This window comes from Parapusillimonas granuli, assembly GCF_013416525.1.
GTDB classification, from domain to species: domain Bacteria; phylum Pseudomonadota; class Gammaproteobacteria; order Burkholderiales; family Burkholderiaceae_B; genus Parapusillimonas; species Parapusillimonas granuli.
The window spans coordinates 379,308-393,468 of record NZ_JACCEM010000001.1 but is presented as its reverse complement, the minus strand read 5'-3'; the positions used below and the strand labels follow the sequence as shown (position 1 = coordinate 393,468).

Below are 14,161 nucleotides of genomic sequence, written 5' to 3'. Positions count from 1 at the left end.
TTTAATCCGGCCTCCCGTTTAACAACCTATTTACATCCATTTCATCCGGCCAGGCGACAAGGGATAGCCCACTACGCGCCCAGGAGGGCTAGCTCAAAGGATACGCCAATGTATTGGGAAGCCCAGGGGGACCTTACACCCGCATGCCCGCAAAACGCCGCAGCACGGCAAGCGCCTGCGGCGTCGGCCCCAATTGCGCCATCAAGCCTCTTACGTCGAAGCCTTCTTCCGCGTACCGGGCTGCCTGGGACTCGATGCAGGCGGCCATGATGGCCGGCGTGAATTCCGGATGGAACTGCACGGACCAGGCTTTCGGCCCATAGCGCAGGATCTGGTTTTCGTCGTGATCGGAGCGGGCCAGGACTTGTGCGCCCGTGGGCGGTACAAGAACCGCCTGCAGGTGGGAAAGATTGGCCTGGAAGTGCGCGGGCAGCCCTTTCAGCAATGGGTCGTGCACGGCATCCGGCAGCAATTCAATGGTTTTGATCCCGATTTCCCTGCCTTTCGGGTGGAAGCCCACCTCGCCGCCCAAAGCCCGGGCCATCAGCTGATGGCCATAGCACACTCCCAGTATCGGCGACTCTTGCTCGACGGCATCGGCCACCCATTCGGCGGTTCGCTCGCTCCATGGTTCTTGGTCGGTGACCATGGACCATGAACCGGTTATGACCGCCGCGCGAAATTGTGCCGGGGAGGGCAGGGGCTCGTCTTCGAATGGCCGGACGACCTGGATGGGGTGTTCCAGGCCTCGCAAAGCCGACAGGAACCAATCGTCTTGATTTCCCACACGGACGGATACATTGCGCGGGGGACGCCCCATGTGGACGATAAGAAATGGACGTGTATCACTCATATGCTACATCATACATCCGCGCTTCTTACAGTTTCCCCGCTGAGTCCCGGCGGGAAAGCCTGTGGACCGCCTGTGGACAATAAAGGCATAAGCCGGGTTGCGAAGGCGGCCGTGAAACTTATGCAGTTTCGGTCCACCGGTTCAGTGCATCTTATCCTTGGCGCAAAATGGTGAAAAAGCCCTGGGATTTCAATGCGAAGCACGAGTTTTGCCAGTTGTCCACAGACACCCATCATTACCAGTCTTTTTATATAAAGAAAAGAGTCTATAGAAAACCAGCATCGCACTCCCAGTGCCGCTGCGCCGAACTTTCTTTGTCGCTCTTTGTGATCACGCTTCCCGCTCGAGACGAGCCATTCCGCTTTTTGACGAAGACACAAAAGGTTATACTGGCGTAAGTTCTCATTTGCCGCGATTCAATGAAATCCACGCCCACACTTCTTGCTCCTCCAGCCCAAACGCGCATCATCCGTGCTGTAGCGAGCTCCACGGCAATCGAAACCGGCCAACCCATCAAAGAACTCGAGGCCTTGCTGAAAGCGCAAACCAGCAAGTACCAGCAGCTCAGCCTTGCCGCCGCCGCCGCGGCCTGACATCCTTGCCGGCCGGCATGGCGCCCGGCGTCAAGCCGTCTCAAGCACTTTTCCCACCCAGTATTTCATCGGCTCGTAGTCGTTTCCCAGCCCTTGCTGGATTGCCGTGATGTACTGCTGCTTGTTGCTTTCCCATAAGCTGTAGTCCAATGGCCCGTGCCCGGCCTGGACGGCCATGACGTCGGCGAGCAGCCGGGAGATCCGGCCGTTGCCCTCGCGAAATGGATGCATCAGAATGAATTCGACGTGAGTGACGGCGATGGCTTCGGTCAATTCCACCAGATCGAATCCCATGCAAGGGGTGTATCGGTGCAAATACAAGCGGTCGAAGTCCGCCATCAGCCGGGGGACCTGGGCGGCTGGCGCGAATGGAAACCCGCCCTTGCTCATGTTGACCGTTCTGGCCAGGCCCGCCCAGGGATAGACGTTTCCAAGCCAGCGTCGATGCCAAGTTTTTAGATGGTTGATTGAAATCCGGCCCGGCGGCAGATGGTCCCCGAGCACCGATTCGTAGAGCTTTTGCAGCAGCACCAGCTCGGCCTCGTCGATGTCCGCCTGTTTGGTGATGCCCAGCTTGTTCGCCAAGACCGCTCCATGAGAACCAGGTTCGGCCATTCCCTGGGCGCCCGTCACGTCGTATCGCGTCACCATGGTTCCTCTCACAGTTACCTTTCGTTTCAAAATAAACGGTCACGCCGGAGTTCGGCCGCCCCTGTGGATAACTACTAAGTCGAGATGGTGTGGATTGATTGTGGACCATGACGGAACAACATGCAATTTTTTTGCCCGATGAAAACTTGTCCAGTATTCGTCCTCTTTGAAAACAGCAGTTATGCCCATCGAGAATCCGTCATAACACCCTGATATTTAATAAAAATACCGACTTGTACAGCTTATCCACAGGGACCCATCATCAGTAATCGGTATATAAAAAGATAGGAACAAAAACCATGGAGCCAACGCCTTCTTGCCGCTTTTTTTCGTGGAGCTATACTTCTCCGTGTATTCAGTGCGCAAAAAAAAACCGCCTTGTACAAGGCGGCGGGTTCGGCAAAGCGAAGGCTAAACGGCGGCTAGTCTTTCCATCGCTGCATCCAGGGTTTCGTCCCTTTTTGCAAAGCAGAAGCGGGCAAGCCCATGGTTCGATTCCGCGGCGTGCGGGTTGCGGTAAAAGGCGGATACCGGGATCACGCCCACGCCGTGTTCCGTGGTCAGCCACCGTGCGAATTCCGCTTCGGGCAGGTCCGAGACCGCGCTGTAGTCGGCCAGCAAAAAGAAGGTACCTTGGCTGGGCATGGGCACCAAGCGGGTATTTTTAAGGCCCTCGAACAATCTGTCGCGCTTCTTCTGGTAAAAGGCCGACAAACCCAGATAAGGCGCCGGGTTTTGCATATAGGTCGCCAGGGCGACCTGCATGGGAGACGAAACGGTAAAAACGACGAATTGATGAACCTTACGGATTTCGCTGGACAGCGCCACGGGCGCGCAGCAATAGCCGATTTTCCATCCGGTGGCGCTATAGGTCTTGCCAAAAGACGAGATCACCACGGCATTGGCGGCTAGCGCGGGCCGGCGTGCCAGGCTTTGATGTTGATGCCCATCGAAAACGATGTGTTCATAGGCCTCGTCCGACAAAATCAGTATGCCGGTTTCATCGACGATGCGCTCCAGTTCGTCCAGGTCGCTTTCCCGCAAGTTGATGCCGGTCGGATTATGGGGAAAGTTGATGATGAGCATTCGGGTTTTGGAATTGATCGCGCCCCGTATGCGCTCCCAGTCGATCTGGTAGCAGGGCCGTTCCGCGGTAGGAGCTTGCAGCGGGACGGGCACAGGGATGCCTCCCGCCAGGTGAATGGCGGGAATGTATGAGTCATAGAACGGTTCGATCAGCACGACTTCATCGCCGCTGCGCACGAACGCCAGGATGCTGGCCATCAAGCCTTCTGTTGCGCCGCTGGTGACGGTGATTTCCGTATTGCTGTCGTAATGGTGGCCGTACAGGGCCTGGACCTTGCCGCTGATCGCTTCGCGCAGCGCGGGAACGCCGGCCATGGGCGGGTATTGGTTATGGCCTTGATGCATGGCGTTGGACACAAGGTCCAGAAGCTCGGTGTCCGGGTTGAAATCCGGGAAGCCTTGTCCAAGATTTATTGCTTTGTGGTCAGTTGCCAACTGACTCATTATCGTAAAGATCGTCGTGCCGACATCGGGCAGCTTGGACTGGAAATTCATTTCTCGGTATCCACGTAGGTCATGTGTAGTTGATGAAGCAGCTTAGCAATAAAGTATATGAATATGGCAGCAGCGCTTGCTGACGGAAAAATACCACATAGGGTTAACTATTATTTGATAAACGCTTGCGGCGTGGTTATGCTCACACCTGCGTTGTAATCAAGTAGTGCGCAAGTCTCGTGGTCGCGTAATCGGTAATGATCTGGGCATCAAGCTTTTGATCCTTTGCGTTGGTTAATCTGGGCTCGTGTCAACGTCCTTGGTTGCTTGCATTTTTGTTTATTTTAAGGACGCTACGCATCATGGCTCAAAAGGGCAAAGTCAAATGGTTTAACGCCGACAAGGGTTTCGGTTTCATTACCCCCGATGAAGGCGGTGCTGACGTTTTCGCGCATTTCTCCGCAATCGAAGGCCGCGGCTATCGCAGCCTGAACGAAGGCCAGGAAGTGGAATTTGAAGTCAAAGACGGCCCCAAAGGCCCGCAAGCAGCTGGAATTCGTCCTTTGTAATTCCCTCTGGAGCGTCTGCGCGATTCTTTCCGCAGCGATCAATTAAACGCCTGCATTCATTGATGTGGGCGTTTTTTTATGCCTGTCGTTTGCGGCTTATACACAGTTTGATTATGAGTTCATAAGCTGATGGTTGAATGAGCTGAGGCAACGGAATACTGCTGCGATGTTTTTATACTAGGCTGTGTGCATGCTTCGTACGTATAGAAAATTTTCGGGTCGTCGTGCCTAAAATTCCATTAAAACAAAGGCTTGCGGCGGAGGAGCGGAAGGGGTGTGCTGTTGTGGGATGCTGGGGGAGTTTTGTGGCGAGTGGTTGACAAGGAACAGCCGGCTTTGTCTGCATCTGGCTGACGAGCGTGTTTCAACAGCTTTTCAGTCCTGTTACCCACAAAGTTATCCACAAGTGCGTATGGGATTGTTGGGTATGGAAATATTATTTGAGAATTAGAGTGAGGTGGCATGGCGTGGTAGATTGTTCCACGTGAAACAGTGCGGCTTATGTTTTATGAAGACGGGTTGATAAGGTGGGTTTATTTGTTTGTTGCTGCGCTGTGTAGCTGTTGTGCTGGTGTCTGTCTTTGTTTCTTAATCGGTCTGTTTATTGTGATTGCTGCTCTGTTTTATGGCTTGTTAAGTGGCTTGGTTATGGTGTTGTCGCGCTGTTGTTTGAGTTCTTGACGCGGGCGGTTTATCGATTGTTGCGCCGTTATTGGTTTCTTGACGCGGCCTGCCAGGTGCTGCGCGGGTGCTCTTGCTCCCGTGACCCGGTCCTGCTGCGCAGGACTGCCCGGCCAAAGCACGCCTGTCGGGGCGGTCGCAGAACTCGCCCGCTCGGGCCAGTGGCCCGAAAGCGCGGGCTCAAACAGCTGCGCCCTTGCATCCCCGCCAGGCGTGCTTTGGCCGGCGGGCCCCGAAAGTCGCCCGAGCACCCGCGCAGCACCTGGCAGGCCTCATGCTAAGGAGAATTGGGGCGCTGCTTGCCTCAGTGGCGGGCTGGTTCTTGGCAAGAGGGTTTGGCCAGCAGCAGCGTGGCTCTGTGGCAGCCGTGGCATGGCGATGGAGGGGACATGATCACGGTGGCGGCAGTACGATGGCGGTACTGAGATGGCGGTACTGCGATGGCCGTGGTGTGGTGGCTATCGCGGCATGAAACGGGCCTCCAGCGTAATGGCACCGCCCCATCAGGCCCAACACCATCACGTCGAGACCAATACCATCACACCAGAACCAGCCCGCCCGGCATGCCGCTGCCATCATCGGTTCAATCACAATGGGCGCAGGGCTGATTGGCGTATCGGGGCAGCGGGCGATTATGCGCAGGCGCCGGTTTTGGCTTGGCTCCAGGGATGCAAGGGCGCGGCTGTTTGAGTGCGCGCTTTCGGGCCACTGGCCCGAGCGCACGAGTTCCGCGACCGCCCTGGAGACGAGCCAAAACCGGGGAGTTCTGGCCAACGGCCAGAACCGCCTTCGCCTAGCCCGATGCCCCGATACGCCAAGCAGACCGTGTTCCATAACCTGATGAACGACACGCCAATCAGACCGTGTTCCATGCCCTGATGAACGACACGCCAATCAGACCGTGTTCCATGACCTGATGAACAACAAACCAATCAGACTGCGTTCCGTGACACGAACGAGGGCAATACAAACTACGCGACAACGCAATCAGCCAATGTCAAATGACCCGATGAACAACACACCAAAAACATCGCCCGTTCAATGGCACAATTTAAATGACAATAGTCAATCAATAGGCCGTATTCCGCACACAGATGAATAACACACCAATCAAGCGATGTTCCATGACATGAACAGCGCAATCCGAATCACGCAACAAGCTGAGCAGCCGGTTTCAACCAAGACTCAACTATATATAAGTATCGCCAGTACACCATTCATAGAGCGGAGTAAACCACAAACCTCAACGGAGGCAACTAAAGAAATCCTAGACGTCACTCACCGATGAACTCCTAATGCTACCCACCGAACTTCCGCCCAAATAAGCAAAACAACCGCCAACGCATAACCAAACCCCAATCCCAACAATGTTCCACGTGAAACATAACCCAATCAGTTACACCGCTAACATGTTCCACGTGGAACACTCCAAGCCCCAAGCCTTATAATGCCCCTTTACACGCGCTTGCTTATCAAAGCAAAAGATGAATTATCCTGATGAATTCGACGTTATCGTCGTAGGCGGAGGCCATGCTGGAACGGAGGCGGCTCTTGCCGCCGCTCGCATGGGCGCTTCCACTCTGTTGCTTACTCATAACATGGAAACCCTGGGCCAGATGTCCTGCAATCCTTCTATCGGAGGAATAGGCAAGGGGCATTTGGTGAAGGAGGTCGACGCCTTGGGCGGCGCCATGGCTTATGCCACTGACCAGTCGGGCATTCAGTTTCGTATCTTGAATCGTTCCAAGGGTCCGGCAGTCCGAGCCACCCGTGCTCAGGCCGATCGTTCTCTTTATCGCAAGGCCATCCGGACCATTTTGCAGAACCAGCCGAACCTGATGATTTTTCAGCAGGCGGTGGACGATCTGATCGTCGAAGGCGACCGGGTGGTTGGCGCGGTGACGCAGATAGGTTTGCGTTTCAGAGGCAAGACGGTGGTGCTGACGGCGGGGACGTTTCTGAATGGTTTGGTGCACGTGGGGCTGGATCATTATTCGGCCGGGCGTGCGGGCGATCCGCCTTCGATTTCGCTGGGGCAGAGGCTCAAGGAAATGAAGCTGCCACAAGGCCGCTTGAAGACAGGAACGCCGCCTCGTGTGGACGCGCGTAGTATCGATTTCAGTAAAACCGAGGTTCAGCCTGGGGATAGCGACCCGATACCTGTATTCTCTTATATGGGCTCGGAGGACATGCACCCCGAGCAGTTGCCATGCTGGATCACGCATACCAATGAGCGGACTCACGACATCATCCGGTCGGGCCTGGATCGCTCGCCCATGTATAGCGACAGTGGAACCATAGAAGGCATAGGCCCGCGCTATTGCCCATCCATCGAGGACAAAATCCATCGTTTTGCCGACAAGGCCAGTCATCAGATTTTTCTGGAGCCTGAAGGGCTTTCGACGCGTGAAATCTACCCCAATGGTGTGTCCACCAGCCTGCCGTTCGATATTCAGCTGGCGATGCTGCGAACCTTGCCCGGGCTTGAGAATGCCGTCATCATGCGTCCGGGTTACGCTATAGAGTACGATTATTTTGATCCACGTGAACTGAGCCCGACGTTGGAAACCCGGGCTTTCCGTGGCTTGTTCTTCGCCGGCCAGATCAATGGCACCACGGGCTACGAGGAAGCGGCGGCCCAGGGGCTGCTGGCCGGCCTGAATGCGGCAAGGCAAGCCCGGGGCCTGGATGGCTGGTATCCAAAAAGAAATGAAGCCTATCTGGGCGTGCTGGTGGATGACCTGATCACGCGGGGGGTAACCGAGCCTTATCGCATGTTCACGTCCCGTGCCGAATACCGGTTGAGCTTACGAGAAGACAATGCCGACATGCGTTTGACCGAGATAGGGCGAAGCCTGGGCTTGGTGGACGATGCGCGGTGGGCGGCCTTCAATCGCAAGCGTGATGCGGTGGAAGCTGAAATCCAGCGCCTGCGCAATACCTGGGTGAACCCCAAAGTGGTGGCTTCCAATGCCTTGAACGAGCTGCTGGACAAGCCTTTGGAAAAAGAGCATTCCCTGCATGATTTGCTGAAGCGCCCGCAGGTGACGTATGCCGCCCTGATGGCGGTGGAAAACGGCGAAGCGGGCTTGCTGGCGGGCCCGGGCCTGGAAGATCCCGTCGCGGCCGAGCAGGTGGAGATCCAGATCAAGTACGCCGGCTACGTTGCAAAGCAGCAAGAAGATGTCCAGAAGCAGGCGGCGCAGGAGCAGCAGCCCATTCCTGAAGACATCGACTACGATGCCATCACCAGCTTGTCCATAGAGGTAAGGCAAAGATTGAAGGCGAGCCGCCCGGAGACGGTGGGGCAGGCGAGCCGGATATCGGGCATTACGCCGGCGGCCATTGCGCTGTTGCTGATCCATTTGAAACGCATGCAGCACAGGAAAAAAGTGGCGTAATGACGACGACGAACAGCTTCCAGGACCGCCTGCAGGCAGCCGCGGCGAGCTTGCATATTGGCCTGGATGAAGCCAAGGGCGCGGCCTTGCTGAAATACCTGGAGCAGCTGCAGCGTTGGAACAAGACCTATAACCTGACGGCCTTGCGCGACCCCGATAAAATGCTGGTTCAGCATGTATTCGACAGCCTCGCCATTTTGCCGGAAGTCGAACAGGAACTGTATAAAAACACAGTAAAAGAGCCTCTGATCGTCGACGTCGGTTCGGGTGCCGGGCTGCCGGGGGTGGTGCTGGCCATCATGCATCCCGAATGGCGCGTGCGCTGCGTCGACGCCGTCGAGAAAAAGATGGCCTTCGTACGCCAGGCGGCCGGGGTGCTTGGCCTGGGCAATCTCAAAGCCATGCACGGCCGCATCGAAACCCTGCCGCCGTTTGAAGCCGACCTCGTGGTTTCCCGGGCTTTTGCTTCTTTACTTGATTTTGCGACACTGGCTGGCCATCATGTCGCATCGGCCGGGCATCTGCTGGCAATGAAAGGCCAGAAACCCGACGATGAAATCGAAGCATTGCACTCGAACACGGAATGGCGGGTAGAACGCCTGGCGCCGCTGTCCGTGCCCGAACTGGATGCCCGGCGCTGCTTGATCTGGATGAGTCGTGAAGGAACCCCATGAGCCAAAATAGTCCGATAAAAAAGGTTTTCTGCATCGCGAACCAAAAGGGCGGCGTTGGCAAGACGACGACGGCGATCAATCTTGCCGCGGCGCTGGCCGCGCTGGGGAAAAGGGTGCTGCTCGTCGATCTGGATCCCCAAGGCAACGCCACCATGGGCAGCGGCATCGACAAGAACAAGGCGGAGCGCAACCTGTATCAAGTCCTGATCGGGGAAGCGACCATACAGGATGCCAGGCTGCGCTCGGAAGCCGGCGGCTACGACGTGCTGCCGTCGAACCGCGAACTTTCCGGCGCCGAAATCGACCTGGTCCAGATGGACGACCGCGAGCAGCAGTTGAAGCAGGCCATCAGCCAGATCGAGCACGAGTACGATTTCATACTGATCGACTGCCCGCCCACCTTGTCCTTGCTGACCTTGAACGGCCTGGCATCGGCGCATGGGGTGATCATTCCCATGCAATGCGAATATTTCGCGCTGGAAGGGCTTTCCGACCTCGTCAACACCATCAAGCGCGTGCATCGCAACATCAACCCCGGCCTGCAGCTCATCGGCCTGCTGCGGGTCATGTTCGACGCGCGAGTCACCCTGCAGCAACAAGTGTCGGCACAGATCGAGGCGCACTTCGGCGACAAGGTCTTCGATTCCATCGTTCCGCGCAACGTACGCCTGGCCGAGGCTCCCAGCCATGGCTTGCCTGGAATCGTGTACGACAGGAATTCCCGCGGCGCGAAAGCCTATATCGAATTTGGCGATGAGCTGATCAAGCGGGTCAAGAAGGACGCGCTGCGCGACCAGGCGCGTCCTCCCGTTGAACGTCGGCAGTCTTAAGGAATACACATCATGGCAACGAGAAAACCAAAAGGCCTGGGCCGTGGACTGGATGCGCTTCTGGGCGCGGACGGCCCCGCCATCGAGGCCCTGGGCAAGTCCACGGACGCGGACGCCTTGCCGTCCGTGCTCAAGGTGGACGCCTTGCGCGCGGGCCAGTACCAGCCTCGCACCCGGATGGACGAGGGCGCGCTGAATGAACTGGCCGATTCGATCCGGTCCCAGGGCATCATGCAGCCCATATTGGTCCGCCCGCTGGCGGGCAAGGACGCGGGAAAATACGAAATCATCGCCGGCGAGCGCCGATACCGCGCCGCCCGCATCGCGGGCCTGACCGAAGTGCCCGTGCTGGTGCGCGAGGTCCCCAACGAAAGCGCCGCCGTCATGGCGCTGATCGAAAACATCCAGCGCGAGGACCTGAACCCGCTCGAAGAAGCGCATGGGGTGCGCCGCCTGCTGGACGAATTCGGCCTGACGCATGAACAGGCCGCCCAGGCCATCGGGCGGTCCCGCTCGGCAACGAGCAATCTGCTGCGCCTGCTGAACCTGGCGGAGCCCGTCCAGACCATGCTGCTGGCCGGAGACATCGACATGGGCCACGCCCGCGCGCTGCTGTCGCTGGATGCCGCCAACCAGATCCTGCTGGCCAACGAGGTCATCGCCAAGCGCTTGTCCGTGCGCGAGACCGAAAAGCTCGTCAGCCGGGCGCTCGACGAGGCGGAGGGCAAGCCGGCCCGCACGCAACGCAGGCCGGTGGCGCTGTCGGGCGATGCGAAACGCCTGGAAGAAGCGCTTTCCGACCACCTGGGCACCCGGGTCAGCCTGAAGCTCGGCGCCAAGAACAAGGGCCAGCTGATGATCGATTTCCATGGCTGGGACCACCTGAATTCGCTGCTGGAACGGCAAGGGCTGTCGGGGCTGATCGAAAATTGAATCCCCGGCTCAGGCCCGCTGCAGGATTCGGCCCCTCTGCTATAATCCCGTCTCCAAATTGCAGCGCAAGCTTGGGGCTTGCTTGTAGTATTTGACAAGCCTGAAAAAACTCTGCATAATTCGGAGTTCGCTTTTGGTGGGATGCCCGAGTGGTTAAAGGGGGCAGACTGTAAATCTGTTGGCCTTGCGCCTACGTTGGTTCGAATCCAACTCCCACCACCAGAAGCCTCAAGGGTTTTAGGCCCCAAGGGTTTTAGCCCGAAGAATTTCAGCAGTCGTGGCTGCGGCTCGGTTTGGAAAACTGTTTGCGAAGCGCGGTTTGCAAAAGCGGTAAGCAAAAATGCCCGCCATGGCTTTCGCGGTTGAAGTGAACCTTCGCGGGTGTAGCTCAATGGTAGAGCAACAGCCTTCCAAGCTGATGATGAGGGTTCGATTCCCTTCACCCGCTCCAGTAAAGTTTTTTTGAATTTCGCCGCGCAAGCGGCGGGAAGCAACAAAAGTTGCCCATGTGGCTCAGTGGTAGAGCACTCCCTTGGTAAGGGAGAGGTCACGCGTTCGATCCGCGTCATGGGCACCAAAAATTTATTCGATTACATACAGCTCAATTCCATCGTCAGGAGTCAGCCATGGCAAAAGGTAAGTTTGAACGGACCAAACCGCACGTCAACGTAGGCACGATCGGTCACGTTGACCACGGCAAGACGACCCTGACGGCGGCGATCACGACGGTGCTGGCCAAGGCGTTCGGTTCGGGCGAAGCCAAGGGCTACGACCAGATCGACGCGGCGCCCGAAGAGAAGGCGCGCGGCATCACGATCAACACCTCGCACGTCGAGTACGAAACGCAGGCGCGCCACTACGCGCACGTGGACTGCCCGGGCCACGCGGACTACGTCAAGAACATGATCACGGGCGCGGCGCAAATGGACGGCGCGATCCTGGTGGTGTCGGCCGCCGACGGCCCGATGCCGCAAACGCGCGAGCACATACTGCTGTCGCGCCAGGTGGGCGTGCCGTACATCATCGTGTTCCTGAACAAGGCCGACATGGTCGACGATGAAGAGCTGCTCGAGCTGGTGGAAATGGAAGTGCGCGAGCTGCTGTCCAAGTACGACTTTCCGGGCGACGACACGCCGATCATCAAGGGCTCGGCCAAGCTGGCGCTCGAGGGCGACGAAGGTCCGCTGGGCAAGGAAGCGATCCTGAAGCTGGCCGAGGCGCTGGACTCGTACATCCCCACGCCCGAGCGTGCGGTCGACGGTACGTTCCTGATGCCGGTGGAAGACGTGTTCTCGATCTCGGGCCGCGGCACGGTGGTGACGGGCCGTATCGAGCGCGGCGTGATCAAGGTCGGCGAGGAAATCGAGATCGTGGGGATCAAGGACACGGTCAAGACCACGTGCACGGGTGTGGAAATGTTCCGCAAGCTGCTCGATCAGGGCGAGGCGGGCGATAACGTGGGTATTTTGCTGCGCGGCACCAAGCGCGAAGACGTCGAGCGCGGCCAGGTGCTGGCCAAGCCCGGCTCGATCAAGCCGCACACGGACTTCACGGCCGAGGTGTACATTCTGTCCAAGGACGAGGGCGGGCGCCACACGCCGTTCTTCCAGGGCTATCGTCCGCAGTTCTACTTCCGCACGACGGACGTGACCGGCACGATCGAGCTGCCGGCGGACAAGGAAATGGTGCTGCCTGGCGATAACGTGTCGATGAAGGTGAGCCTGATCGCGCCGATCGCCATGGAAGAGGGCCTGCGCTTTGCCATCCGCGAAGGCGGCCGTACCGTGGGCGCGGGCGTCGTCGCCAGCATCACGAAGTAAAATAAGCAGTACGGCGAAAGGGAGGCGCCACCCTTTCGCCCCGGTTGTAAAAAAAGCAGCTGTCCGCAAGGGGGCTGCTTTCAGGGTCTAGGGGTATAGCTCAATTGGCAGAGCGTCGGTCTCCAAAACCGAAGGTTGTAGGTTCGATTCCTACTGCCCCTGCCACACTCAGTCTCATCAGCGTCGCGCACGCGGCGCCAATTGCCGGAATATGTCTAACAGCAACGTAGAAACCGTTACCAGTAGCACAGATCGCATCAAGCTGGGTCTGGCGGTGCTTGTTATCGTGGCCGGCATAGTGGCTTATTCCATGCTCGAAGGCCAGCCGACCGCCTTGCGCGTCGGCATTTTCGTGGGCAGCCTGGTGCTTGCCGCCATCATCGCCTGGTTCAGCGAACCCGGGCGCCGCACGCTCAGCTTCGGTCGCGACTCCTACAACGAAGTCAAGCGTGTCGTATGGCCTACGCGCAAGGAAACCACGCAAATGACGGGCATCGTCTTTGCGTTCGTCGTCGTGATGGGCATCTTGTTGTGGGTCGTTGATAAAGCTCTTGAATGGGTCATTTATGGCCTGTTGCTCGGCTGGAAATAAAGGACACACATGAGCAAGCGTTGGTATGTCGTACACGTTTATTCCGGAATGGAAAAAAGCGTGCACAAGGCTCTTCTCGAGCGTATCGAGCGCGCGGGACTCCAGTCTTCCTTCGGACGCATCCTGGTTCCCTCTGAAGAAGTCATCGAAGTCAAAGGCGGTAAAAAGTCGATCACCGAGCGGCGCATTTTCCCGGGTTACGTGCTGGTCGAAATGGACCTCACCGACGAAACCTGGCACTTGGTAAAGAACACGAATCGGGTCACCGGTTTTCTGGGCGGCTCGGGCAACCGTCCCGCTCCCATCTCCGACCGCGAAGTCGAGAAAATCCTTTCGCAAATGGAAGAAGGCGTCGAGAAACCCAGGCCCAAGATCCTCTTTGAAGTGGGCGAAATGGTCCGCGTCAAAGAAGGTCCTTTCGCGGACTTCAACGGCAATGTTGAAGACGTCAACTACGAGAAAAGCAAGGTGCGCGTATCGGTCACGATCTTCGGCCGCGCGACACCCGTGGAACTCGATTTCGGTCAGGTCGAAAAGACCTGAAACCTCAACCCCGGGGAGCCCCTGACGCATTGCCGTCATCGGCGTTTGAACCCGCAAGGAGCTAAGCATGGCGAAGAAAATCGTCGGCTTCATCAAGCTGCAAGTGCCAGCTGGTAAAGCCAATCCGTCACCCCCCATCGGCCCGGCCCTCGGTCAGCGCGGCCTGAACATCATGGAATTCTGCAAGGCGTTCAACGCCAAGACGCAGGGCATGGAGCCCGGTCTGCCGATCCCCGTGGTGATCACCGCCTACGCGGACAAGAGCTTCACCTTCATCATGAAGACGCCGCCGGCCACCATTCTGATCAAGAAGGCCAGCGGTGTGCAGAAGGGTTCGGCCAAGCCCAACCTGGACAAGGTCGGCACGCTGACGCGCGCCCAGGCCGAGGAAATCGCCAAGACCAAGACGCCGGATCTCACCGCCGCGGATCTGGATGCCGCCGTGCGCACCATCGCCGGCAGCGCGCGCAGCATGGGCATTACGGTTGAAGGGGTATAAG

13 protein-coding genes and 4 tRNA genes are annotated in these 14,161 nt (G+C 57.7%); 14 read left to right on the top strand and 3 right to left on the bottom strand.

Going from position 1 to position 14,161, the window contains the following annotated elements; genetic code table 11:
• Positions 1-133 precede the first annotated feature (133 nt).
• On the bottom strand, positions 134-853 hold the full coding sequence (locus H0A72_RS01860) for a glutamine amidotransferase (protein WP_180153275.1): 720 nt from the start codon (positions 851-853) through the stop codon (positions 134-136).
• Positions 854-1,272: 419 nt separating this feature from the next.
• On the opposite strand from H0A72_RS01860, the gene H0A72_RS01855 reads away from it, so the two are divergent.
• Entirely contained in the window at positions 1,273-1,446 is a 174-nt protein-coding gene (locus tag H0A72_RS01855; RefSeq protein WP_180153273.1) for a hypothetical protein, read from the top strand.
• A gap of 30 nt (positions 1,447-1,476) precedes the next feature.
• On the opposite strand, the gene H0A72_RS01850 is transcribed toward H0A72_RS01855, so the two are convergent.
• A complete protein-coding gene (locus tag H0A72_RS01850; RefSeq protein WP_246436994.1) occupies positions 1,477-2,031 on the bottom strand; it encodes a Fic/DOC family protein in 555 nt (184 codons plus the stop codon).
• A gap of 477 nt (positions 2,032-2,508) precedes the next feature.
• A complete protein-coding gene (locus tag H0A72_RS01845; protein WP_180153271.1) occupies positions 2,509-3,678 on the bottom strand; it encodes a methionine aminotransferase in 1,170 nt (389 codons plus the stop codon).
• Between the two features lie 302 nt (positions 3,679-3,980).
• Between H0A72_RS01845 and H0A72_RS01840 the strand changes: the two genes are divergently transcribed.
• The 13 genes from H0A72_RS01840 to rplK all read left to right on the top strand — a co-directional run bounded on the left by H0A72_RS01840 (position 3,981) and on the right by rplK (position 14,160).
• Complete coding sequence (locus H0A72_RS01840; RefSeq protein ID WP_180071569.1) at positions 3,981-4,187, top strand: cold-shock protein; 207 nt, start codon at positions 3,981-3,983, stop codon at positions 4,185-4,187.
• A 2,165-nt stretch (positions 4,188-6,352) separates the two neighbouring features.
• Positions 6,353-8,269: a tRNA uridine-5-carboxymethylaminomethyl(34) synthesis enzyme MnmG gene (gene mnmG / locus H0A72_RS01835; RefSeq protein WP_180153269.1), complete on the top strand. Its 1,917-nt coding sequence runs from the start codon at positions 6,353-6,355 to the stop codon at positions 8,267-8,269.
• On the top strand, positions 8,269-8,943 hold the full coding sequence (gene rsmG, locus H0A72_RS01830; RefSeq protein WP_180153267.1) for a 16S rRNA (guanine(527)-N(7))-methyltransferase RsmG: 675 nt from the start codon (positions 8,269-8,271) through the stop codon (positions 8,941-8,943). Before mnmG ends, rsmG begins: the two co-directional genes overlap by 1 nt.
• The gene (locus tag H0A72_RS01825) at positions 8,940-9,773 is read left to right on the top strand and encodes a ParA family protein (RefSeq protein WP_218953126.1); all 834 of its coding nucleotides are present in this window, start codon (positions 8,940-8,942) and stop codon (positions 9,771-9,773) included. The genes rsmG and H0A72_RS01825 overlap by 4 nt, the downstream gene beginning before the upstream one ends.
• Positions 9,774-9,785: 12 nt before the next feature.
• Complete coding sequence (locus H0A72_RS01820; RefSeq protein WP_180153266.1) at positions 9,786-10,706, top strand: ParB/RepB/Spo0J family partition protein; 921 nt, start codon at positions 9,786-9,788, stop codon at positions 10,704-10,706.
• Positions 10,707-10,841: 135 nt separating this feature from the next.
• Positions 10,842-10,928, top strand: a tRNA-Tyr gene (locus H0A72_RS01815).
• A gap of 155 nt (positions 10,929-11,083) precedes the next feature.
• Positions 11,084-11,157 (top strand) — tRNA-Gly (locus H0A72_RS01810).
• A gap of 51 nt (positions 11,158-11,208) precedes the next feature.
• Positions 11,209-11,283, top strand: a tRNA-Thr gene (locus H0A72_RS01805).
• Positions 11,284-11,332: 49 nt separating this feature from the next.
• Positions 11,333-12,526, top strand: a complete 1,194-nt coding sequence (tuf, locus tag H0A72_RS01800) for an elongation factor Tu (protein WP_180153226.1) — start codon at positions 11,333-11,335, stop codon at positions 12,524-12,526.
• A gap of 89 nt (positions 12,527-12,615) precedes the next feature.
• Positions 12,616-12,691: transfer RNA gene (locus H0A72_RS01795), tRNA-Trp, on the top strand.
• A 46-nt stretch (positions 12,692-12,737) separates the two neighbouring features.
• Positions 12,738-13,118, top strand: coding sequence for a preprotein translocase subunit SecE (secE, locus tag H0A72_RS01790; RefSeq protein WP_180153264.1), 381 nt, complete (start codon positions 12,738-12,740; stop codon positions 13,116-13,118).
• Between the two features lie 9 nt (positions 13,119-13,127).
• Positions 13,128-13,661 carry a transcription termination/antitermination protein NusG gene (gene nusG, locus H0A72_RS01785; protein ID WP_180153262.1) on the top strand — a complete coding sequence of 178 codons (534 nt, stop codon included), beginning with the start codon at positions 13,128-13,130 and terminating at the stop codon, positions 13,659-13,661.
• Positions 13,662-13,728: 67 nt separating this feature from the next.
• Entirely contained in the window at positions 13,729-14,160 is a 432-nt protein-coding gene (rplK, locus tag H0A72_RS01780; protein ID WP_180153260.1) for a 50S ribosomal protein L11, read from the top strand.
• Position 14,161: the final 1 nt, after the last annotated feature.

Excerpts from the sequence above, each read along its gene's own strand:
- H0A72_RS01820 (WP_180153266.1), top strand. The coding sequence starts at position 9,786 with ATGGCAACGAGAAAACCAAAAGGCCTGGGCCGTGGACTGGATGCGCTT.
- H0A72_RS01825 (WP_218953126.1), top strand. The coding sequence starts at position 8,940 with ATGAGCCAAAATAGTCCGATAAAAAAGGTTTTCTGCATCGCGAACCAA.
- H0A72_RS01860 (WP_180153275.1), bottom strand. The coding sequence starts at position 853 with ATGAGTGATACACGTCCATTTCTTATCGTCCACATGGGGCGTCCCCCG.
- rplK (WP_180153260.1), top strand. The coding sequence starts at position 13,729 with ATGGCGAAGAAAATCGTCGGCTTCATCAAGCTGCAAGTGCCAGCTGGT.
- tuf (WP_180153226.1), top strand. The coding sequence starts at position 11,333 with ATGGCAAAAGGTAAGTTTGAACGGACCAAACCGCACGTCAACGTAGGC.
- H0A72_RS01845 (WP_180153271.1), bottom strand. The coding sequence starts at position 3,678 with ATGAATTTCCAGTCCAAGCTGCCCGATGTCGGCACGACGATCTTTACG.
- H0A72_RS01855 (WP_180153273.1), top strand. The coding sequence starts at position 1,273 with ATGAAATCCACGCCCACACTTCTTGCTCCTCCAGCCCAAACGCGCATC.
- nusG (WP_180153262.1), top strand. The coding sequence starts at position 13,128 with ATGAGCAAGCGTTGGTATGTCGTACACGTTTATTCCGGAATGGAAAAA.
- rsmG (WP_180153267.1), top strand. The coding sequence starts at position 8,269 with ATGACGACGACGAACAGCTTCCAGGACCGCCTGCAGGCAGCCGCGGCG.
- secE (WP_180153264.1), top strand. The coding sequence starts at position 12,738 with ATGTCTAACAGCAACGTAGAAACCGTTACCAGTAGCACAGATCGCATC.
- H0A72_RS01840 (WP_180071569.1), top strand. The coding sequence starts at position 3,981 with ATGGCTCAAAAGGGCAAAGTCAAATGGTTTAACGCCGACAAGGGTTTC.
- mnmG (WP_180153269.1), top strand. The coding sequence starts at position 6,353 with ATGAATTATCCTGATGAATTCGACGTTATCGTCGTAGGCGGAGGCCAT.